This is a genomic window from Psychrobacter vallis, from assembly GCF_904846715.1.
Lineage (GTDB): Bacteria > Pseudomonadota > Gammaproteobacteria > Pseudomonadales > Moraxellaceae > Psychrobacter > Psychrobacter vallis.
Genome location: NZ_CAJHBU010000014.1, coordinates 17007 through 40213, shown reverse-complemented (window position 1 = coordinate 40213; position 23207 = coordinate 17007). Strand labels below are relative to the sequence as shown.

Here is a 23207-nt window from a genome sequence, read left to right as displayed (position 1 = left end):
TAACACTATTGTTAATGGTTGATTGAAGTTTTTGATCTAACTATATAACCTAGTACAAAAAAGCCAGATACTTGTTATCTGGCTTTTTTGCGTTTGCTTGCTTTATATGCATGGCTGTCTTGAGTGGCGAGTACAAGATAGTGGCTTGCACGTCTTTTTCGCCTTGTCTATACTGATCCACTTTTGCCAGTTGTATCTCTTGGAGCGCCTTGATGCCTGTTGCCTCACATTTAGCCATTGATAGTCTACCATTAGCGTTTGGTATTATTATGGCCATCATCGGTTTGGTTTTTTATACCCAAGGGTTGCCCAGTAAGTTCTGGCAACGATTTTATGCAGTATTACCGGGTATTGTGCTGTGCTGCTTTATACCAGCGACGCTCAATAGTTTAGGGGTGTTCGCCGATGGCGTTGGCTCACAAATTTATGGCTTTACCGCAACCTATTTATTGCCAGCAAGTTTGCTATTGATGACTTTATCGATGGATGTTCCTAAGATACTGGGCTTAGGCTGGAAAGCGATTGCCATGTTTTTTGCGGCAAGTATCGCCATTATCATCAGCGGTCCAATAAGCTTGGGAATCGCTAAGTGGGTGTCGCCTTCGATGTTTACCGATGATACGTTATGGCGCGGGTTTTCGGCGGTGGCGGGGAGTTGGATCGGCGGCGCGGCCAACCAAGCAGCAATGAAGGAGTTGTTCGGGGTCAGCGATGACTTATTTGGAATGATGATTTTGGTGGATACCACCAACGCCTCACTGTGGTTACTAGCAATCTTGGTTATGGCCAAACACAGCGATAAAATAGACCGCTTCCTAAAGGCAGATACCAGTAGCATCGATAAAGTTGTTAAAGCGGTCGAGAGTTATGAGCGTGACCATGCTCGTCCTGCCACCTTAAATGATTTGATGGTGATGTTTGGGTTGTGCTTTGCCATGGTAGGTGTTGCACACTTTCTAGGCGAGCAAATTGCAGGATTTTTTGCACCGTATAAATGGGCAGTACAATACAGCTTTGCCAGTGCGTTTTTTTGGATGGTGGTCATTATCACCTTAATTGGTGTTGGGTTCTCATTTACCAAAGTCCGCAGGCTCGATCATGCGGGCGCTTCTAAAATTGGTACGGTGTTTATATTTGTATTGATTGCGGCCATCGGTATGCAGATCAATTTGGCTGGTATTGTCTCACAGTGGCGATTATTGCTAATCGGCTTCTTATGGATGAGTATCCATGTCATCATCATTTTTGCTGTCGCTAGACTCATCCGTGCGCCATTTTTCTTTTTGGCAGTTGGCTCTAATGCCAATACGGGCGGCGCATCATCAGCCCCAATTGTTGCGACGGCATTTCATCCGTCGCTTGCGCCAGTAGGCGTATTTTTGGGAATTTTGGGTTATGCGGTGGGGACGTTTGGCGGTTATATCAGTACCCAACTGATGCGGTTGGTGGTGGGGTAAATCCTGTTTTAAAACGTGGCAATAAGGCGGTCAATGATGATTGATATTGACCGCCGTTTTATCTGTTTTATTGGTCATACCACTCATTATTGGCTGCAAACGATGTTAAGTTCTGAGTTTCTAAAAATTTTAAGGTTTTATCATAAATTTCAACCGTGTCTCTCTCGGTATGGATGGCGTATATTTTGCCTTCAGGATCATAATAATTGGACACTATTGCATCATATTTCATTTCCAGTACCAGCTTTCCTGCTGGGCTCATTAAGCCGAAATTGACGACCCCAGTAGTGTCAATATTATCTTCAGTGATCTTATCTTTAGTAACGAGCAAGTAGGCTGGATAAGCAATAGACTGTATATGAGTATATTCTAGCGGTGCTACAACACCTCCATCCCTATTAAAAGCACCGTACTTTCCATTTTTCTCCACGATATAGAGCGTTACAGCGAGTTTGCTATCACTTTCATCCCATACGTCACCATAGTTATTTGTTAGTGATTGTAATTCTAGGGAGTCATAGTCTGCTGGTATAATAGTTTTACCTTTATAGTCAATCACGCCATATTTATCGTCTTTTGTTTTAACGGTTATTTGATCGCTATCGGATGAGCGGTTGATTTCAGTATATTGAGACAAATTGTTAATCAGCATCTTACCTGAGGTGTCTATCAATAGTTTTTTGCCATCCAACTGCGCCAGTATACTATTGTTGTAAATACTTTCAGACATATCTTCGTATATAGGTGGGATGATGACTTTTTTACCTGTGATATTAAACAGACCATATTTGCCGTCTTTTTCAATGACAGTCATATTGTCTAAGCCATAAAGCTTATCATTTATAAAACGATAGTCAGAAAATTTAGTCAGGGTACTACCAAATTTATTGGCTAGGTGTTGCTGGTGATCCTTGGTAAAGACCATACCAATACTGTCACCATGTAAACCGTTTAGTGACATAATATCGTCGTATATCAGTGGTTTTATGATGTCATTTTTTTCAGTGATTAAACCATATTTATTATCTTTTTTTACTCTAATAAAGTGTTCAAAGGAACCCATTTCATCATAAATAATTGGTATTACTACTTTGTTATTGCTATCGACTAATCCAAGCTTGTGATTTATTTGAGCAATATATGAGGTAGTAGGTGGGTTGTATGTTATCGCTTCAAGCGTATTATCAGTTTCCTCCATGATTTCTACTTCTACAGCACTCGTAGATTCATCAATAGTTTTATCATCGCTATCGCTGACCTGCTCATCATCATATTCCTCATGTTTCAACGATTGATTTTCTATCTCACTTAAAGTGTAGGTACTATCGTAAGTTGGCTCAAGACTATCGTAGAACTTGTTAACTGCAAGTCTATTATTACTTTCCTTGGTAACGATACCTATCTTTTGGTTTTGGGCGGCCAAAATCGAGGCGTCATTCTGGCTATATAAGTAGTCAAAGTTCGCTGGTAATACTATGACGCCGTTACTATTAATAATGCCGTACTTATTGGACTTTTTATACTCATATAAATTGCTATTTAAAGGTTTAATACTGGCGTCAGCTTTTATTATAGAAACGCCTTTTCCGTTTATTAATGTTTCTGAACTAATGGTCTCATTATTTGTATGAATAGAATTCTCATTGTTCCTAAGAACATAAGACTTCACACTGAATATTTGCTTGTCTTCATTAAAATTTTCGATGTTTATATTTTTAGCAAAAGGCACCACGACTTTTTGATATTGGTCAATCAAACCTACTTTATCACCTGAAACAGCCTTCATAAACAAACGTTCATTTGGGCACGTATCTAATAATGCTAATTCATCGTATATAGGCGCAATCAAAGTTTGGTTTTTATCATTAATGAGGCCATGCTTGCCATTTTTTAGAACCGTGAAATAAGTTATCTGATTGACGTCATCAGCATATAAGTAATCCACTTGAGTGTTTTTTTCAAATGTATTGTTGGCAGGATACAGCCAGCTGCCTGTGCTGGTTGCAATGGCTGTGGCTTTTTTGCTGCCGAAATACTGCGTTAAGTGGTAAAACCCATTGTTCAATACGTCAATCGCATCGTATTTAAAATCTACAGCAACTTTACCAGTTGTATCAATAGCGCCAAAGTGACCATTGCGCTTAGCGACAATACGGCCGTCTTCATAAGCACTAATATCGTATAGTTTGTCTTGTATAACCTGACCTTTCGCATCGACAAGCTGATAGTAAGCCTCATTGGATTTCAACGTCAATTGGTGCGGATGGATACCGTTTAGCTCATCAATGTCGATAGAATACAGTTTGCCTTGATTACAGCTGCATGTGCTCGCATGGGCGCTGTGTATCGTAGTGATAGAGACAGCGGAGAGGGCTGTTAGTGCTATGGATATAGATAAACTCAGTTTGCATACTTTAAGCATGAGTAATTTTACTGTGTTTGCTCTAACAAGGATGATTGACATATTAACCAAATTTAGTTGACTTTGAAGAGCGGAATTTACCTTATAAACAGACCGTTTGGCAAGCGCTATAATTGATTTATGGAGATTTAATAAAGTTATCTTTTTGTCTCTCTGTACTACTAATACGTAAGCCTAGCCTTAGCCTTTGATGAGTACGTGTTACCCTTTAAACAGTGATTTAAAAGGACTCATAACTTTATGGCTAATACAAATAATAAAAACACTCCGAATAAGCGTAAAAGCTATCTTAACAATAACAACAATATTCAGGTTAGGGGCGCGCGCGTTCATAACCTAAAGAACATTGATGTTGATTTACCGCGCAATGCGTTAGTGGTCTTCACAGGTATATCAGGTTCAGGCAAATCCTCATTGGCATTTGGGACGTTGTTTGCCGAATCACAACGCCGCTATCTTGACTCCGTGTCACCTTATGCAAGAAGACTGATTGATCAGGTCGACGAGCCAGACGTCGATACGATAGAAGGATTGCCGCCAGCAGTTGCTTTACAGCAGCAGCGGGGTACACCCTCAGTACGCTCATCGGTGGGCAGTGTGACTACGATATCCAATGGTTTACGGATGTTGTACTCACGAGCAGGAGAGTATCCAGCAGATCAAGAAATGTTGTATGCTGATGCGTTTTCGCCCAATACGCCCGATGGCGCTTGTCCGAGGTGCTCGGGCATTGGCCGCGTGTTTGAGGTGACAGAAGCGTTGCTGGTGCCAGACAACACCAAAAGCATTCGTGAGCGTGCGATTGCCGCATGGCCGCCTGCGTGGCAAGGTCAAAATCTTAGCCGTATATTAACCACGCTGGGCCATGATATTGACAAGCCTTGGCACACACTACCGAAGAAAACCCGCGACTGGATTTTGTTCACTGATGAGACACCCACGGTGCCAGTCTATCCTCAATACAATATTGAGCAAACGCGCGAGGCAATCGAGAAAGACGAGAAGCCGAACTATATGGGCACGTTTACCAGTGCCAAAAACTTCATTTTGCATTCTTTTGCCACTACCCAAAGCCCGCGCACCAAAAAACGCGTCTCACAGTTTATGCAGATATCTGAGTGTCCAGAGTGCCATGGTAAGAAGTTAAAAAGAGAATCACTGTCGGTCAAATTTTCCGGCTTGGATATCGGCGAGCTGTCACAGCTGACCCTCACGGAGCTGGCGCTCAAACTTGAGAAAACTGCTCATACCAAGCTAACCGATGACATACCAAACCGTGAAAAAGCGATCGTTGCTCAGCGTATTGCCAGTGATATTCTCTCCCGTGTGGACGCGTTGACTAGGCTTGGCTTGGGTTATCTGTCACTTGAGCGGACGACACCGACGTTGTCGCCAGGTGAGCTACAGCGTCTGCGGCTAGCAACCCAGATTCGCTCGCAGCTTTTTGGCGTGGTTTATGTCCTTGACGAACCATCGGCAGGTCTGCATCCGGCAGACACTCAAGCCCTACTAGGTGCTTTGGATGAGTTAATCGCGGCTGGTAACTCCGTGTTTGTGGTTGAGCATGACGTTAGCGTGATTAGGCATGCTGATTGGGTGGTAGATGTTGGGCCACAGGCTGGCACGCATGGCGGTGAGATTGTCTATAGTGGACCTGTGGAGGGGTTGCGTGATGTCGCGCAGTCGCATACGGGCAAATATCTCTTTGCCGATACTACTGCTAACTCTCAAGAAAAACCCATCATAAGACAGCCAAGCGCATGGCTTAAGCTTGCCAATATTGAGCGAAACAATATAACAGGCCTAGACGTGGCGTTTCCGCTTGGGGTTATGACGAGTGTCACTGGTGTCTCAGGTTCAGGAAAATCGAGTCTCGTCAGTCAGGCGTTGGTAGAGCTTATCAATGAGACCTTAGGGAAGCAAACGATTGCGGACGTGCCCGTAGGTGAGGCGGATCTGCTTGAACAAGAGCTTGAATCCGTAACGAACGGTGAAATCATTGCTGGTATGGAACACGTACGCCGCCTTATTAATATCAATCAAAAAGCAATCGGGCGGACGCCGCGATCCAATCTGGCAACGTATACAGGATTGTTTGATGAGGTGCGTAAGCGGTTTGCGGCAACCAAACAAGCAAAAGAACAGGGTTTTGATGCGGGTCGGTTTTCATTTAATACGCCAAAGGGACGTTGCCCAAATTGTGAAGGCTTGGGGTTTGTGAGTGTTGAGTTGTTGTTTTTGCCGAGTGTCTATGCGCCCTGTCAGGTTTGTCATGGTCAGCGCTATGATGAGGAAACATTGGCCATTACTTATCGAGACAAAAACATTGCCGAAGTGCTGGATTTGACGGTCGAAGCGGCTCATGCGTTCTTTATTGATGAAGCGCCGATTTTGCGCGCCTTAGAGGCTTTGCTACAAGTTGGGCTGGGTTATTTACGTTTGGGTCAGCCCGCCACCGAGCTTTCAGGCGGTGAAGCGCAGCGTATCAAGCTGGCAACTGAGCTACAACGTATACAACGCGGCGACACGCTTTATATATTGGATGAGCCAACCACGGGTCTACATCCTGCCGATGTCACCATGCTGATGGCACAATTAAATGGATTGGTCGATGCTGGCAACACCGTCATTATGGTTGAGCACGATATGCAAGTGGCCAGTAACAGCGATTGGATTATCGATATTGGGCCAGGAGCAGGGGATGCGGGCGGCTTGATTGTCGCTCAAGGTACACCCGATATCGTCGCCCAATCAAAAGACAGTCGTACTGCACCATTTCTATTGGCGTCACGACCGCTTTCAGACTAGGCACACCCAAAGCTTTATATTACAAAAGGCGGTTATTCCCAGTAGTCGTCAGGGCACTTAGGTAACTCAATTAAAGTGCGACGTAGTGCCTCTGACCACTGATGACGAATGGTATTAAAGTACGCATCATGCTCATCGATACGGCGGCCTTTGGGCAGGGTTAGACTATCATTGTTATAAAGCACAAAATCTATCGGCATTCCTACTGATAAGTTTGAGTGAATCGTTGAGTCAAAGGATAGCATTAACGCACGAGCGGCGTGTCTCACATCCGTGTCATAGCTGACAGAACGATCCAAAATAGGCTTGCCGTATTTGCTCTCACCTAATTGAAAAAATGGCGTATCTTCAGTGGCTTTGATACAGTTGCCTTCAGGATAGATCCTATATAGCTCAGGTGGCTGGCCTTTAATTTGACCGCCGAGCATAAATGAGCTGGTAAATGCGCCATCGATACTAGCATTAGCGACTTTTTTTGCATGGTTCATTTTTTCGCGCATACATTCACCAACCATCTGCGCGGCGTCAAATAACGTCGTTACCGTATTGAGATTACTCTCAAGGCGCTGATCAATGTCGTTTTGTAGTTTGTTGAATACCGCTTGCGATGTCGCTAAGCTACCAGCTGTCTGTAGCACCATAAACCGCTCGCCTTCAATGCCATATTGATACAGTTTTCTGAATGTCGATATGTGATCAACACCTGCATTGGTACGGGTATCGCTAGCAAAGACCATACCGTCTTTTAGACGAATAGCAGCACAATAAGTCATAAAATCTCTTTAGTGAATAAACGTAATAAAATTAGTGGATGCTATGATAGTCTTGTGACCAGTACTTGACTGTAAAGATTTTCGTAGCCGCCGCCCATTCTGACGCCGCGCACAGGAGCGGTATCTAAGTAGTCTCGACCAACAGCGACGTAGACATGCGAGTTTGGTTGAAACAGCTGATTTGAGATATCAAAAGTATACCAGTAACCCTCTAGCCATACCTCCGCCCATGCGTGACTTGCCATGTGATTTTCGGTGTCGTCATACAGATAGCCTGATACATAACGGGCTGGGATTTGTTGATCTCGTAAGAGACTCAAAAACACATGCGTATGGTCTTGACACACGCCTGCGCTTGTCGCAAAAGACTCTGCAGCGGTTGTACCGACATGCGTCACATTTTTTACAAAAGGCATCTTCATGATGAGGGCATTGGCCAATGCTTTTAGGCTGTCATGGTTCGGGGTTTTTAGATAAGGCGCAGCAAATTCACGCATCTCTTGTGAGCACTTGGTCAGTGGTGTTTGTACGGTAAACAGTAGATAGGGGACATGAGGCATATCCTCTACACATGTGGTCTCTGTATCGATCTCGACGATGCCTGACGCTTGCATTTGCAAATTGTTATGAGCCTCGTTACGACTGAGAGTGAGCCAGTCATTACCAAAACCGTCCTTTTGATTGGTGGCTACTTTGGGGAGCATCACTTCCCATTTATGAATGATTTGGTGCGGCATCTGCATGGGCGTCATGCGTATGTATTGGACACTACGCTGTGCAAGCTCGCCATAATAATAGTTGGTTTGATGGCTGATTTGAAGTTTCATAATATCTTCCCATTTTGCTGTTTATTTCGTATGTCTCATTAGCGTCTATAGTCAATTCAATTTGAAAGTATGCCAAGGCAACCGAGTGTAGATGTATATTGAATACTTCAAGCGAGGTTAACGCTGTAATACTTTTATAGTGGATTGACTATATTATTGGCTGGCGGCTAGACACCTTGACGCAATATGATATTGAACTCTTTACTAATCAGCTCAAAATCACTAAATTTCTTCGATCTGATCATCTGATTGGCCAGACGCGTCAGCTCACGCCAGCGCGTGTTCTCCGGTAACTCATTGATCCAGTACTTAAATTCAAGACTGATTTCTATTGAGTCCTCTTCTAACAAAACCGCACGCTCTAGCTGCTCAAAATGACGACCTAATTGCCAAAACCCAGTCACCGTCGGATGTTCTTGTTTCATAGCAGCATTACAAGCATGTAGCTGCAAAGTCGCTGCCCGATACGTGCCTGCGCTTGAGAGCCGCTTGATCAAGTTATATAACTCAGCGGTATCTTTGCCAATGACGCCTTTGGCCTCCTGCACATTGTCATCAATCGACTGTACGATGTTTGGGATGATGTTTTTTTCCAAATCAGACAGCATTTGCGTTTTCATGGTTCTAAGCGACTCATTTTCATCTACCTCAAAACCTAAGTGGCTGATTAAATGCTTCACTTGTGATTTTTTGAGATCGTCTTTGATGAGTTTTTTCATGACATCGTCATAGTAATACAAGCGCTCGCTATATCGACCTAGCCATATGAGGTGACTGGCGGTGGAGAGTAGCAGTATCATTGGCGCATCATCTAGCATTTCATAGCCAGCTTCTAGAGGCTGTACACGATTATAATAGTTGGTATGAGCTGAGCTATTGGACTCTAATGAGGCAGGCGTACACTTGTCGGCATGACCATTACCATTGGGTTTTTTGGTAGAGGACGGTAAATGGCTGTCATCGACGACCCACGTGTCTTTAATACCACCACCTTGTGATGAGTTGACGACCAAAGAACCTTCAACCATTGCTACACGTGTCAGACCACCGGGTACAATGTCTACTGAGCCATCGCCATGACTAAGAATAAAAGGACGCAAATCGATGTGCCTTGGTGCGATACCGTCGCTTACGGCAGTGGGGTTGGTGGATAGAGAAATGGTCGGCTGGGCAATAAAACCGGCTGGATTTTCAAGCAGGCGCAGGCGATACTCTTCGATCTCTTTTTTGGTCGACGTTGGGCCAATGAGCATTCCATAGCCGCCTGAACCTTGGGTCTCTTTCACCACCAGTTTGTCTAAATTATCAAGTACGTATTTTAGCTCATCAGGCTTACGGCATTGATAGGTTTCGATATTGGGTAAAATAGGCTCTTCATTTAAGTAAAACTTAATCATATCTGGCACAAAAGGATATAGGCTCTTATCGTCAGCGACGCCAGTGCCGGGTGCATTAACGATAACCACATTACCTGCACGGTAGGCACTCATGAGTCCTGACACGCCCAATATCGAATCAGATTGAAAGGCCAGCGGGTCAATATAAGGGTCATCAATACGGCGGTAGATGACATCGACCTGTACTTTGCCGCGAATGCCTTGCATGTAGACTTTGCTGTCTTCAACGACCAAGTCATAACCATGCACCAGCGGCACATTCATCTCATGCGCCAAAAAGGCATGCTCATAATAGGCGCTATTAAAGCGTCCGGGGGTCAAGATGACGACTTGCGGATCATACTTGGAAGTTGAGCTGGCAAGACAGGCTTTGAGACGGTTGGGATAATCACTAATGCCCATGATAGGCGTGTCAGCGAATATATCAGACAATAGCGTCTCTGATATATTACGGCTCTCAAGCATGTATGAGACGCCTGATGGGGTACGTAAATTGTCTTCTAAAACACAAAACTTGCCCGTCTCATCTCGAATCAAATCGATACCGCTGATATGCGAGTAGATTGGCTTGTCAAGCTCAATACCCATCATCCACGGCTCGTAGCAGCCGCTGGCATAGACGTAGCTGGCAGGCACGATATCGGCCTTCATGATGGCTTGATCATGATAGATGTCATGCAAAAAAGCGTTGAGGGCGGTGATACGCTGTTTACAACCCGCTTCTATGTGCTTCCATTCGCTTGCGGCGATAATGCGGGGGATGATATCAAACGGGATCATACGCTCGATATTTTTGGCATCGCTATAAACCGTAAAGGTAACGCCTTTGCGGTAAAAAATGTTTTCTGCTTGTTCGTTTAGGTAGTTCAGAGCGTCCATGTTGATATTATCAAGCCAGTTACCAACCACTTGTGCAACTGGCCGATACTGACCTTTAGCCATTTGCAGCTCATCGAAACTTTTCGCCTTTTTTTCAGACTTTGGCAAAGGTTCTTTGGCAGTCGTTACCGTAGAGCTGTTGCTATCAGCATCATGCTCTTTTACGGATTGACTTTGTTGTTGACTCTGGCTCTGATTTTGGTTTTTAGTGTTTCCTTCATCTTTGCTTTGAGTCTGTGATTGACTTTGAGATGACTTTTGATTCATAAATACCTCACATATCCTTGTTAAGTTATCATTTATGACAAACACACTGTCTATGCTCAGTAGGCTAGCACTTGTATTACGATCAACAGGTAGTCCATATCTTGTATTAACTATACAACGCATACTAAACAACATACAACAACAGTTAAGTAATGGTTGTTGGGTAATCTTAACTTAAATGCAATAAATTGAATTGATGTAAGTGATAGGAGAAGAGTAAACATGAAATTCGGTGAGAGGTTTTTAGCGCTGGCCAGTGTGGGACTAGCAGCTACTATCAGTATGACTGGCTGTAGTAGCGAGCCACAACAAGCGGTTTTGCCAGAGGATAGTATAGTCGTTGCACTCGGGGACTCCTTGACTTATGGTTATGGTACAAGCTTAGAAACGGCTTATCCTATGGTACTGGCTGAACTGAGTAAATGGAGAGTCATCAATGCAGGGGTCAATGGTGACACATCCGCAGATGTGCTTGCTCGAGTGGATGAGATTGTAAAAAAAGCGCCTGATTTGGTACTGCTTGGCGTTGGAGGTAATGATGTGTTGCAGCGTCTCCCGCCTGATACGACGCGTGCCAATATTACTGCCACTATTGATACTTTAAAGTCTGCGAATATCGACGTTGTCCTCATTGCAGAGCCATACTTTAGTACCAGTGCCTTGTTCGGTAAGGCAAGTGACAATCCATTGTACAAAGATATTGCCAGTGCTCAAGATGTGCCTTTATACTCGGGCGGTTGGTCAGCGGTGCTATCAGATGACACGCTAAAATCCGATCGAATTCATGCCAATCAGGCAGGCTATCGCCAGTTTGCCGAAGGTCTGTATGAATATTTACAAGATGAAGGCGTGGCACAATAAGGTTTTAGTAAAGATATGAGCAGGTAAAACAGCATTTTATCTGCCCGATATTACCAGCCCATAAAATTATTAATTCAGCAAAGATGTGCTTTCTGTGCTGCTCTTAGTCTCTACTACCTTGGCTTGCTCGCGCAGCGTGTCAATTTTCGCTAAGTAGTTTTGACCCAGTTCCTGCTCTGCTGAGGCGATCCAAGCAGCATATCCTGATAAAGTTTCAAGCGTTTCGCCATCACGTAAAGGCTGCCCTGAAGCTAGGTTATGAAGCGCTGCACGTAGCATCCGCTTTATGTGACGCGGTACTCTTGGTACGCCTTCGCCATTGACCACCATGCCCGTGACATTGTGCTGATTACCAGTACGAATGACACGCGTCTTATCATTGTTTAAAGTAAATCCTTCTTCACGCAAAATCTTCTGTACGGAACCCAGTAGCTGTCCAATCAACTGGTTGTGATCAGCAGGCTGGACATTAGCCTGAACATTGTTTTCAATGCTGGTCGAGCTGGCAGGTAAGCTAAACGTTAAATCATCTGCATAGCGACTGTAGCGCAGACCAACTTTATCTGCCAGTCCTGTTAGGCGACGATCAAGGTTCAAACACACAATATTTGTCAATGCCGGACTGGTAGGGGCGCCTTGCGGTAACGCTCTATCACTAAGAGCGACATAATAAGTTGTGCCATTTTGCTGAACGACCTGCCTTGGTGATTCCGTACATAATAAAGCCAGTAAAATGGCTATTTTCTCAGGGTAGCCTGCGTGACGAAACACGCCTTTGACGCGTCGCCAATGTACACTAGGGAAGAAATCTTTTACATCAAGCTTGATTAATAGGGCACTATTGCTGTGCACGGCTGCGTTGGTAACAATGGATTTACCGCGGACAAAACCGTGAGCTGCGCCGTGCGTCATTAAGTTATTTAAGATGTATTCTAGAATCCAGCGCTGAACAAATTTTAGACGAGGAATAGGCGACCATATATGCCGAGGTGTGCCGTTACGTTTGTTAATCGTAAAATGCGTGTAGGGAATATTGGTAGCCACGTCTCTTTGATAGCAAAGCCCTTTTAGCTGCGGTACAGTCAGATTGACGGCTTCTGCCAATTGAGTATGTTTATTGATGAGGGGCAGTTTGTTTTCAATGAGTCGATTGCTAGCGTCTTTGACATCCCATTTGTCCATGCTGGTATCATCTGACCAATAGATATGGCGACCCAGATAAACGATGTGCTGCGCTTTGTAAGCTTGCCATGCCTGTTTTTTGAGATTTTTTTCTTCAGCGGCTTCTTTTTTGAGGGACTTTTTATAACGTTCGCGCTCTTTTGCCGTCATATTATCAATGGGTTTACGCTCGACCATAAACCCGTGTTGCAGCATTTGCTGCTGGATATATTGATAGCGTCCGCCAGCTTCCTCAATATCTTGCCAAAGTTGTTGCCATTGGCGCTCAGCAGGCGTCATCGTCTGCGCGGGGCTGATATAGTCGGTTTGCTGACTGTTTACTGTGGTCATAAATCATACCCCTTTATTTTCGATAAAGCCTTGAGCTTCAAATCTGGCAATGTGTTGTAAAAACGCGGCGTGTGCTTGGGCAGGTTGGTTAAATACGAACTGCTGGCGTGTACTGTCATCATCCATAATATACTCGATCAGCACTTTTTTGTGGTTGCAAGTCAGATGCACATAGCTGATCGTGGTCACGGTATCATTGTGCGTCGTTTTTTTTGCGTGAGCGTCATTTGACGGTAGGCCTTGCGCGAGAGCCGATAAATCCAATATGTCATTGGCGGACAGTGTTGATCGAGCAGCATTGTTGGCTGATTGCTGTTTCGTCTTAAATACGTTTTGCGCTGGGTATGGTGCTGCTTTCTGTGATTTTTGATGATGCTTGGGAACACGTTTGCTGAGGGTGCGCGTGTCATGCCAGCTGTTTGTTTGCGTGTGGTCGTACTGATGATAACTTAGGCGTAAAGCAATCAGATGCGCGCATACGCCTTGGCTGAGGCGATGCTGCAAGTACTGCGGACAGCTGCACTCGGCACGACTGACCAAGCCATCTTCACCCAGTTGCAACTGGCTGCGATACGTACGGCGATCTTCTTTAACCTGAATATCCGCGCTAATGGATACGCCTTGTGTCACCACTGTTTGCACACTTAGATTTTGTACGCTATCTTCGCGGCTCACTAAGTCAAAGGCCTGTTTTTCTGCCTCGTTATGATGTGCAAACTGTGCCATCTCTAGCGGAGTTTGCGTCAGCGGACGATAGTAATAAGATTGATTGGCAATATCATAACGAATCAAACCTTGCTGCGCGCCTGACAATAGCTGCTGGCGCACGCGACTGGCTGTAATAGGGTTGTCTTGCGTACCTAAACGCTCGCTCAAAGCATCAATACCGCTTGGCTGTTCGGCCAGTGCTTGCATCAACGGTAATACGTCATTGTTTTCTTTATAATCACCATCAAGTACATTGTGTTGCGGGCGCTTGGGCAATAGTAAATCAAAATTTAGTGACTGCGACCAGTTGGCTTGGCTAAAGCCTGTCATGGCAAAGGTAAAATGAAACCCTTTACCTGTGAGCGTCCAATAGCTTGGCATGCCTTGTCCAAGCAACGACACACTGACCGTATCAGTATGCGGTAACAAGCGCTTTAACAAACTCAAACGCCGGCGACCCCACAAGCGAATGAGCTTGGCTTTTTGCCCTTGATACGGGGTTTGCTGGCGACTCACTTGGCTGGTGACAGCGATGTCAAATGGCTCTAAAATCATCACGGGCAGTTGCTGTGGTATCAGCTCGATCAATAAGCCACGGCGCTTGCCCTTGATATCGGCATGCATGCGCAGTTCAAACAACACGTTGTACAAGGCAATAGGATCAAGATCAATACGCTCTTTGGCCAGCTGACCTGCCGACTGCACTTGTAATAATGCCCGTACCCAGCTTTTGGGCACATTGATGCGCTTTTCGATGACTTCATCTTTGTTTCCAGGCTCAATGTCATCTTTCTCTGAGCGTTCGGAGCGTTGCAAACGCACCGCTTCTTGACCAATGTCTAACGTGGTTTGCTGATGGTCATGAATCTGCTCTATACCATCAAACAAAGCGCTGCTGTAATCGATACTGGTGGTACCTAGCACCGTATCAGCGTCCATTTCAAACAAATCACGCTGCAAGGTCAACTGCGCATAGCAGCCTTCATCACGGCTAAACACCTCAAAGCTGACACCCTCTTGATGCACTTGAATGATAGGGTCAAGGATACAGAAGGCGAGAGGATCGTTATTAAACAACCATGTAAAGTAATCACGCTGGGCAGAAAATAAATTTTTGTTGCGACTGGCAGGGCGCATTTGCCTAAAAACCGTATAAGCGGCGCGATCTTTTGGTACATAGCGGTAATCGCTACTGACCACGTCAAATAAAGCAAGCAAGCTGTCTCGAAACACAAGCGGCTCTTTGACTCTGCCATGAAAGCTGACCGCATCGCGGCGCATCTGTGTAAATAGCGCCACATGTTGGGTGTGGTCAGATTGCTGATTGGTAGATAAGCTCACATGGCTGGGCGCGGCATACTGTAGCTGCATCATCATGCCATTAGCATTATTAGCACTATTAACATGGTCTGCTGGCGTGGCGTCTTGACTGATAGCTGAGGCATCTTGCGCGATTGTGTTTTCTACGGGATTATTGGTCATAATGATGTCCTTCGACCTGATTCTGTTGCTTGGCTGTCGGCTTTGTATGAGCGGCCGTTAGCATTTTTATATTAGGCGTTTGCGGGCGTTTTTGTTGCGCACGTTCCATACTCCGTTGCCAGCGCCGCAACACTTTATAAGCCAATTTTTGCAGCTCAACGTCAGTATGGTGGTCAGCACTAGCAGGTGAAGTTATTAGAGACTCAAGCCACGTGCCAATATTGGGATCGTGTAGCTGTCCGAGTGCTTCGATCGCGCGCACGCGTATAGAAGTCTCAATATTGCTGTCCTGCACGCAGTGATATAGCGCGGCGGCGTCTTTTGCTTTTATCCATACCAGTAACTGCTGATTTAGGTTTGTTTGAGGCGTGCCGGTAGCTAGCATTTTTGCTTCATTTGCTTTGACCGATTGATCGCCTTGCAAACTGAGGCGCTCAAGCAAGGTAGACAGTAGGGCTCTATTGTCTGCTGCCAGCTGAACTATCTGGGCATTTGCTATGGTCGTCAGGATTGGCGTCAGCTCAGTCAGCAGATGATCTTCTTTCTCCTGCCGTGCCAGTAGCCCCAATAAGGCTTGCTGCCAATACTGATTGACCGCAGTGGCAAGCGTGGTTACGCTACTGATGACAGGTGATGATAGCTGCGACGCTAACCACTCAAACACTGAATCACTGGGTGCGGTGTAGCGGCAAATGAGCCATAACAGCGTGGTGATAGTGTTCATCACCTGCTGCACATCATTTAGCCATGCATCATGACTCATCATCGCTGATTGGGCGGTGACGGTATCAAGTAAGGATTGCCATTTGTGCTGTGCGGCTGTCAGATAGCGTTTGCAGGCGGCTTGCATCTGCGTATCGAAATACTGGCTAGGGTACTGTGTTAAATAGCGCAGTCCCAAATGCTGTATCTGCGCATCAGCGCTATCAATCAAACTGCCCAATTGTGACGGACTCATCTCAGGTTTCGCCAGTAAGGCATTTTGTAGGGTGATACACGTCTGCGTGGGCAGTTGGTGGCTATACTGAGTGATAAATGGTGCAAGCGTATCAATGCTGCTATACATAACAATACGCTTTACACTAAGCGTTGCTAAGCTGGCAGAAAAATCTTCATGGATGTTTTGTATTGCAGCCCAATCGTATGGATAAATGTGATCAGTACGGTCACCCCACAGATTTTGTGCGGCCGTATAAGCCGCTTCCAGTATCGCTTCATGATTGGTGTGTTGGCTAAGAATATCTATCAGTAACGCCTTATTAGCCTCACTGCCGTGATGCGCTAGTAGCGAGATGGCATGTTGCTGCGGTGCAAACGGGAATTGCTCAGACAACTGACGCTGTATATAGCGACGAATCTCTGCCCAAGCGGCGGCTGTATTTAGCCAACGTAGCCCATTTAGCCAATGATTGATCGCAGGATTATAAGGCTGCAATTCAGGGTCTGATAGCTGCGATTGTAATAATGCAAAAATCTGCACACTGTATTCAAAGTGGCCACCATGAGCGATATGCCCCAAGGCTTCACAAGCCACATCTTGCAAATAGTGCTCATCCTCTTCTGCCAATTTGATCAACTTATTATAAGCCTTATATAGCGCAGCTGTCGTCTCAGTCGTTTGGCTTAAAGGCGACTGTGCTGGCATGTCTACCGGCTTAACGCGCATCATCTCGCCAATGGCAAGTACGCTACGGCGGCGAACACTACCATCGGTATGGTAGTCAATACTGGCCATTAAGGTGCTCAAACCTTCGCTATTGCCGCAGTGTGCCAAGCCTTCTGCCGCCAAAAACGGTACTTGCGCATCGATGTGTGACAGCGCTTTTTTGAGTATGTTTTTCAGTATACTTGCGTCATTTCCCCGTTTTTTAGCACGGTAAGACACGGCTTTGATCAGATTTTTAATATATTTAGCGGGTAGCTGGTCATAAGATAGTGCCAAAGCATTATCAATACGCGCTGCGATATTATTCCTATCTGCCGCATCATCTGCCGTGCACACGGCAGGCATCCAAGCCAATGATCTGAACAGCTGGGCGGCATGTGCGTAGTCGGCATAGCGAAGCAATAGAATAAATAAAGATAGTAGCGCCTCAAGGTCTCGTGGGTGTTGGTGTTGCAGCCAGCGTACGTCTTTATGCTCACCCAGATAATCGTCAATGGATTGATCGTAGCCGCTTATCATCACTAATGTGTCAAATAACTGCTGGCGCTCTTGAGATGCGTCGCGCTCTGGATGCTCAAACAACTGTTGCAAGCGTTGTCGTAGTGGCGCGGCCAAATTCGTATCGCGAAGCGCGGCAATATGCCTGTATATATCTGCGTTTGGTAGCCTGATTGATGAGTTGTCCAGTAAAGCAAGCAGCTGATGGTAAGCGGTCTGAGCGACTTGCTCGATAGCATCTTTATCAAAACCTTCAATCTGCGCCGCTCGAATGCGCTGATAAGATTGCAATGCTTGAGTGATGAGAGAGAGTACTTGAGCTTGCTCATGCTTGCTCGTACTGTCCACCAAAAAGACAAATAAATCGTCAATCAGCAGAGTATCGCTAAACCTTGTATCGGCAAACAATACCTCATCAAAATCGATGAGCTGCACAAAGGTTTGATAGCGTGTTTGCCAATCATGACAATGGCGCGCTTGTAATAAAAAGGTCAGCTTGTCTTGGCGCAGTGCTTGCTCTGATAATATTTGCTCAGAGGCGTTGGCTGCTATTGCAGCGTTGTTAGTGGTGCGTGTTGTGACCTGTCGCCATTCACTGACCAGTTGCCGCAACAGTGGTAGGCTCTCGGTCTGCAGCGCCATTAAACTGGCTGGCAAGTGACCTAGACGATCTTTTAGTAGCTGGTAAGTTTCTTCTGCCAATAGCTGATGATTGGTGGTTAGCAAATTGCTCAGTTGTTGATTGCTGGCGTCATCTTTACTGTCTGTCACGGTCGATTCAGTCTCTAAGCTCCCAATCAGACAGTGCAAACCGCGCTTGACCATATCGCGATAAGGCGCGCTCATCGCATGTTCTGCCAGTCTTGATGCGGATATGGGCAGCTGAGACAAGCAGTTCCAAACCAGCTCGCGTGTCTCGATATGAGGGCGGTGCAATAGCGGCAACAGCACACGACTGATACTGTCTGCCCAATCCATCGCTGTAGCTTGATAGTCATTAACTGATATGCTGGCTGATACGGTATTTGATACTAAAGGCTGCGTAGTAAGCCACATTAGCCCGCGAATGGCTTGCTCTGTGCTGCTGTGATTATCCTCGCTTTCACGAATGACACCAAGCCATGCACCAAAAGCCAGTGTCTGATAATCATAGCCAGTAGCCGTGTTGCTCGCACTCATTTGGTCAAGATCATCGATATGCTTTGGGCAGTGATGACGCTGGAGTAAGGCATTAATGCTGCGCTGCCACGTTTGTAAGGAGGTAAGCACCTGTGCCTCGTGGTCATAAGGTCGCAGCGTCAATAGATGCGATAAATGGCATAACACCTGCACCGCTTGCGCGCGTATCAAAGGTTGCTCGTGCTGAGTCAAATATGCAAAGTGCTGTAATTGTTTGATATCCACAGTACTGAGTATGCTGGCACGCGCGTCAATAGTGTTATGCACGTTTGTACCGCTGGTCTCTGATAGCATCGTCAAAACGGTTGGGTGCGTAGATAAAATATGGCCAATCTTTAAAGTAAGGTGCTCACTGAGATATTGCCAATTGGACATCAAAGGTAGACCAAAGCGCGCCAAGATATGCGCATACACAACGGCGGTATCATTATCTGCAAAGCTAAGCGCTTCAATTAAGCGCTCGGGTCGGGTAAGCGGCGCTGCTAGGGCATCAAATATCAGCAATAATCTGGCGGCGGGCGCGTAAGACTGGTTGTCAAATAATACACGCAATTGCTGAGCTTGAGTAATACCCAAACCCGAGCGTGCTTGCAACCACTGAATAGGACTCATCGGCTCGACAAGATAGCGTAGACTATCATTATGACTGTCATTGGTACGCGCACCATTGCTAGAGGCATTACTAAAAAAGTGCTGCCCGCGACCATCGCCCCAAACCGCCAAGGCCAAACTGGCAGATTGACGTACGAGGGGACGTTCATCTTTTTGCCATGTGGCCAGTAACTCGGCATCTTGTGCCGTGGTAATGTACATAAGCTTGGGCGCAAGTGAGCTAAAATCGGCATCCGGATGGTGCAGGTAGCGCGCATACCAGTCTAAGGCATTATGGTTTTTTGGGTTAGAAAGTGCAGCCAGTCCAGTCAATGCATCGGTGATATGCTGATGCCACTGCTGGTAATCGTCATTGTTTTTATGTTTGCCCGTGGATATAGGCATCTCTTTATTTAGATATTGTGTAAACACGTCATAAGCTTTTGCTTCGTACTGTGCTTTTATGGGCTCGGGGTAGCTACTGGCTTGACTTGCCAGCAATTTGGCAACGGTCAGCTGAATATCAGGGTAGGGGCTGTTTAATCCTGCGTTAAGTAACGCCTCATAATCGACCAAACTGATATTATTGTCATTTGCAGCATCATCTGGGCTGTGATTGGATAATACACCGCTGTCGGTTAGGGTTAAAGCGACCTCTAATGCCTGTTGGCGCAAATCTATACTATCGTCTGCCAATAACGCCATTAAGGCAGGCATTAGCGCACGTAGCTGCTGTTTACTGGCTTTGGCTTGTAAATGATTGAGCGCCAAGCGTTTGGTATCGAGATGAGGGCTGGCAAGCGCGGTCAGTAGCAGGTTGGTGAATCCCAATCGCTTGCTGTTTTTAAGCGCGGTATCAAAGGCTTGCTTACGAATATTGGCAAAGGTATCTGCAAGCAGTAAGGTTAGTACGGATTGATTAATGTCTACATCATTTGGATTCTCACCCGTTTTTGATGGATTTTGTAATAGCAACCGTTGCCATTCTTCTAGTGCTACTTGATGCACGTCCTCAAACAGACTGTGCTGTAGCTGTTCAATTATACTGATGATGGCGGTTTTGGAGGCGCGTTCAAGTGCGCGATTCAGCAGTACTTTAACCACCTCGAGACGAATGCTGGTAAAGGGATTATTCAGTGCCTGCTCTAATATCGCGCTCATGCTAGGTGAGTCAACGGCCGTCTTTTCGTTATTGAGTACTTGCGTTAGCAATATCGCAAGCGCGCGCTCATGAATGTCTTGATGGGCTGAAGCAAAACCAAACGCCACCCAAGATAAGTCATCATTCACCAACTTGCCCAAGGCACTCATGGCTACTTGACGTACGCCAGCATCTTTATCATCAAGCAAGGTAGGCAAAATGGCTTGACCGTCGGCGATCTGTAGATGGCCGAGCGCTGCCGCGACCCCTGTACGAATGAACGCATCATTATCATGATGCATAAAACGTATTAAGGTGCCAAATGCGCGTTGATCCTGTAAACAGGCGAGTGCATAGGCGGCGCGAAAACTGATGTCGTCGTGGCGGTTGCTCAGATTTTGTAACAGTGGCTCAAGGTAGGAGTTGCTGAGTATGGGACGTGTCAATACGGCCGCGTTAGGTGTATTTTTTGATGCTCCTTTTCCTTTTTTCGCAGGTGTTTGCTCTGTTTGCGTGACAAAATCTTGCGTACTTAGAGCAAGGCTAACAGCTTGGCTATTAAGTGCATTTTCAGTGATGCTTTCAGTGACGTTGATATTATCCGTATTTTGGGTGTTGTTTCGATGCTCAAGACGTGTACCTATCTTGGTATTTAATAGCTCATGATGATCTGTCGTACGCTTATCAATTTTTAAGTTATCAAAGACCGTACCACGCAATAAGCGAAAATCATCAAAGTCAGTTAGGGTGCGCAGCAGTTGTGTATCATTTTGGGCATTAGCTTGGTGCTTTAAGGCAGTAATAAGCTCAGGCTGCGCCAGTAAAGCGGCATAAAAGGCAGTTTGTCTAACGTCAGCTTGATGATGACCTTGTAACAACATCAACTGGCGAGCCACTTCTGGGTGGTCTAATAAGCCACGCTGATATAGCCGAATCAGTCCTGTCTGAATGGTATCAGGATAACGGCTGTCCAAAGCCATAAAATCCGCTTTTGGGCTGGCGTCTGGTAGTAAATACTCAAGTGCTGCTAAGGCTTGGCGGCGAATGGGCAGCATAGAGTGCGACAACGCACCCTGCAAAATCGGTAAAACACGGCGCTGTCTGTCCACGTCACTAATGGCAATTTTTAGATAGCCTTGTAGCGCTGCACTAATGACATCTTCATTAGTGCGACTAAGGGCATACTCTAAATAGGCTGGCAAGGCGTGCAAGTTACTGGTATCAGCGGTAGCCGCTGCTAACCCATCAAATGCAGCAAGACGGACACTGCTGCTGCGTGCTGAACCGAGTTGTTCCTCAAGTATCGGTAAACGCGCCGCAAGTTCTGTACCTGCCAGCCATTGCACCAGCTGTAATGCACGGCTGGCGCTCAAGCCATTGCCGCGATCGGCCAAAATGCGTTCAATCAGCTTGAGGGTCTGATGATCGACTTGTGATTCAAGCAGTGCGATACCGTCTAAAAATGCCGCTTCACTATTATTGCTGCTGTCGGTTAGTAGCTGCTGAATGCGATGATAACCGTCTTTAATGACATGGGCGACCGTCAGCAGCTTACCGTTTTGCTCTTCATCAATGGGTAAAAAACGCAAACTTTGGTCAGTGCCAACGGCAAGTAGCGCAGGTTTTTCTGCATAGCTTGTATATGCCAGTCGCTGCGTTTTACCAATGTCTTCCTTGCAAGTGCTTGGCTGACCTTTCTCAAATGCCCATGACTTAATACTGCCATCATCTGCACTACTAAATAAGCGTGTATCTGAAACACAAAGCGCGGTGATCATTTGACCATGATGGCTGGACTTGGCTCTATCTATCGCCTGTAGCTCCCCTTGTACATGGGTGCGATAAAGATGCTTGTCTGTACCTGCCGAAAAGAAATAATGACCGATAGGCTCAAAGCATAAGGCATTGACGCGGCCTTGGTGTAAGGGCTTACTGCTACTTTGTATCAACTGAGCGTTGGTATTCGTATTGTCATCGCTATTTATCCATTGATAACTGCTGACGATACCCAGATCATCTCCTACCACCAACCATTTACCATCACTTGAGGTAGCAAGGGCGGTGGCGCGTTGGCGCTGATTGTCAGAATAAGTCTGTACAAGAACCTCTGCGCCTGTCGCTCCTACTTGCGCTGACAATGTCGAAGAGGAATCGCTAAAAAAAGGACAAATGACAATATGGTGAGGATATAGCACGACGATAGCCTGATGCAGCGTGCGCATAGCAATGGCTTGTGGGGCTCTATCTGCTGGCAAATATGCAGACGCTGCGTCTTTGGTATTATTTGCCGTATCAGTAATAGCCGTGAATAACGACTCAGTACTGATTTGATCGATAACCTCTGCCTGCCAGTCAGTCTGATATAAATGACCGTTACAGCCGAGCATGATGATACTGTCATTGGCAGTAGTAATAATGGCATCCATCGCACAAGGTAAAGCTGTTGTTGATAAGCTTACTTGTTCACCCATAGTATCGAGTCGATACAAGACTGCATTATTAATAACCTTATTACCGTCAGTGCCTAATGGCTGGCGGGTGATAAACAAACTACGGCCATGCGATCCTGTTCGCGCTGCTGATTTTGCAGTTTTTTGCGGCGTGTTTCCAGTTGTAGGCGGTCTGCTAACTAAGCCTATGATATGACCCCAATAGGGCAATGTGGTTGTGTTCATGATCTGATCTCAGTTGAAATGGCGGCGTATGGGTTTGGTCGTATTTCTACACATCAATGCTACT

At 45.8% G+C, this 23207-nt stretch carries 11 protein-coding genes; 3 read left to right on the top strand and 8 right to left on the bottom strand.

What is annotated here, in order from left to right; all coding sequences use genetic code 11:
- Window positions 1–49 precede the first annotated feature (49 nt).
- On the bottom strand, window positions 50–238 hold the full coding sequence (locus JMY02_RS09600) for a hypothetical protein (protein WP_201597563.1): 189 nt from the start codon (window positions 236–238) through the stop codon (window positions 50–52).
- Between JMY02_RS09600 and JMY02_RS09595 the strand changes: the two genes are divergently transcribed.
- On the top strand, window positions 213–1457 hold the full coding sequence (locus JMY02_RS09595; RefSeq protein WP_201597562.1) for a DUF819 family protein: 1245 nt from the start codon (window positions 213–215) through the stop codon (window positions 1455–1457). The two genes, JMY02_RS09600 and JMY02_RS09595, sit on opposite strands and share 26 nt — an antisense overlap.
- A gap of 67 nt (window positions 1458–1524) precedes the next feature.
- Here the strand turns inward: JMY02_RS09595 and JMY02_RS09590 are convergent, their stop codons facing one another.
- The gene (locus JMY02_RS09590) at window positions 1525–3921 is read right to left on the bottom strand and encodes a WG repeat-containing protein (protein ID WP_201597561.1); all 2397 of its coding nucleotides are present in this window, start codon (window positions 3919–3921) and stop codon (window positions 1525–1527) included.
- Window positions 3922–4119: 198 nt separating this feature from the next.
- Here JMY02_RS09590 and JMY02_RS09585 point away from each other — a divergent pair, with 198 nt between their 5' ends.
- Window positions 4120–6687, top strand: coding sequence for an excinuclease ABC subunit UvrA (locus JMY02_RS09585; RefSeq protein ID WP_201597559.1), 2568 nt, complete (start codon window positions 4120–4122; stop codon window positions 6685–6687).
- A gap of 32 nt (window positions 6688–6719) precedes the next feature.
- On the opposite strand, the gene JMY02_RS09580 is transcribed toward JMY02_RS09585, so the two are convergent.
- The 3 genes from JMY02_RS09580 to JMY02_RS13825 form a co-directional block, all read right to left on the bottom strand.
- Window positions 6720–7460, bottom strand: coding sequence for a peptidase (locus JMY02_RS09580; RefSeq protein WP_201597558.1), 741 nt, complete (start codon window positions 7458–7460; stop codon window positions 6720–6722).
- 41 nt (window positions 7461–7501) lie between these two features.
- Window positions 7502–8287, bottom strand: coding sequence for a transglutaminase family protein (locus JMY02_RS09575; protein ID WP_201597557.1), 786 nt, complete (start codon window positions 8285–8287; stop codon window positions 7502–7504).
- A 167-nt stretch (window positions 8288–8454) separates the two neighbouring features.
- Window positions 8455–10830 (bottom strand): circularly permuted type 2 ATP-grasp protein, encoded by a 2376-nt coding sequence (locus tag JMY02_RS13825; RefSeq protein WP_201597555.1) that lies wholly within the window; start codon window positions 10828–10830, stop codon window positions 8455–8457.
- 222 nt (window positions 10831–11052) lie between these two features.
- On the opposite strand from JMY02_RS13825, the gene JMY02_RS09565 reads away from it, so the two are divergent.
- Window positions 11053–11691, top strand: a complete 639-nt coding sequence (locus JMY02_RS09565) for a GDSL-type esterase/lipase family protein (RefSeq protein ID WP_201597553.1) — start codon at window positions 11053–11055, stop codon at window positions 11689–11691.
- Window positions 11692–11760: 69 nt separating this feature from the next.
- Here the strand turns inward: JMY02_RS09565 and JMY02_RS09560 are convergent, their stop codons facing one another.
- The 3 genes from JMY02_RS09560 to JMY02_RS09550 are packed head-to-tail and all read right to left on the bottom strand — an operon-like array spanning window position 11761 to window position 23143.
- Window positions 11761–13203 (bottom strand): reverse transcriptase family protein, encoded by a 1443-nt coding sequence (locus JMY02_RS09560; RefSeq protein WP_201597552.1) that lies wholly within the window; start codon window positions 13201–13203, stop codon window positions 11761–11763.
- Between the two features lie 3 nt (window positions 13204–13206).
- The gene (locus JMY02_RS09555; RefSeq protein ID WP_201597551.1) at window positions 13207–15393 is read right to left on the bottom strand and encodes a hypothetical protein; all 2187 of its coding nucleotides are present in this window, start codon (window positions 15391–15393) and stop codon (window positions 13207–13209) included.
- A complete protein-coding gene (locus tag JMY02_RS09550) occupies window positions 15383–23143 on the bottom strand; it encodes a HEAT repeat domain-containing protein (RefSeq protein ID WP_201597550.1) in 7761 nt (2586 codons plus the stop codon). The genes JMY02_RS09555 and JMY02_RS09550 overlap by 11 nt, the downstream gene beginning before the upstream one ends.
- Window positions 23144–23207: the final 64 nt, after the last annotated feature.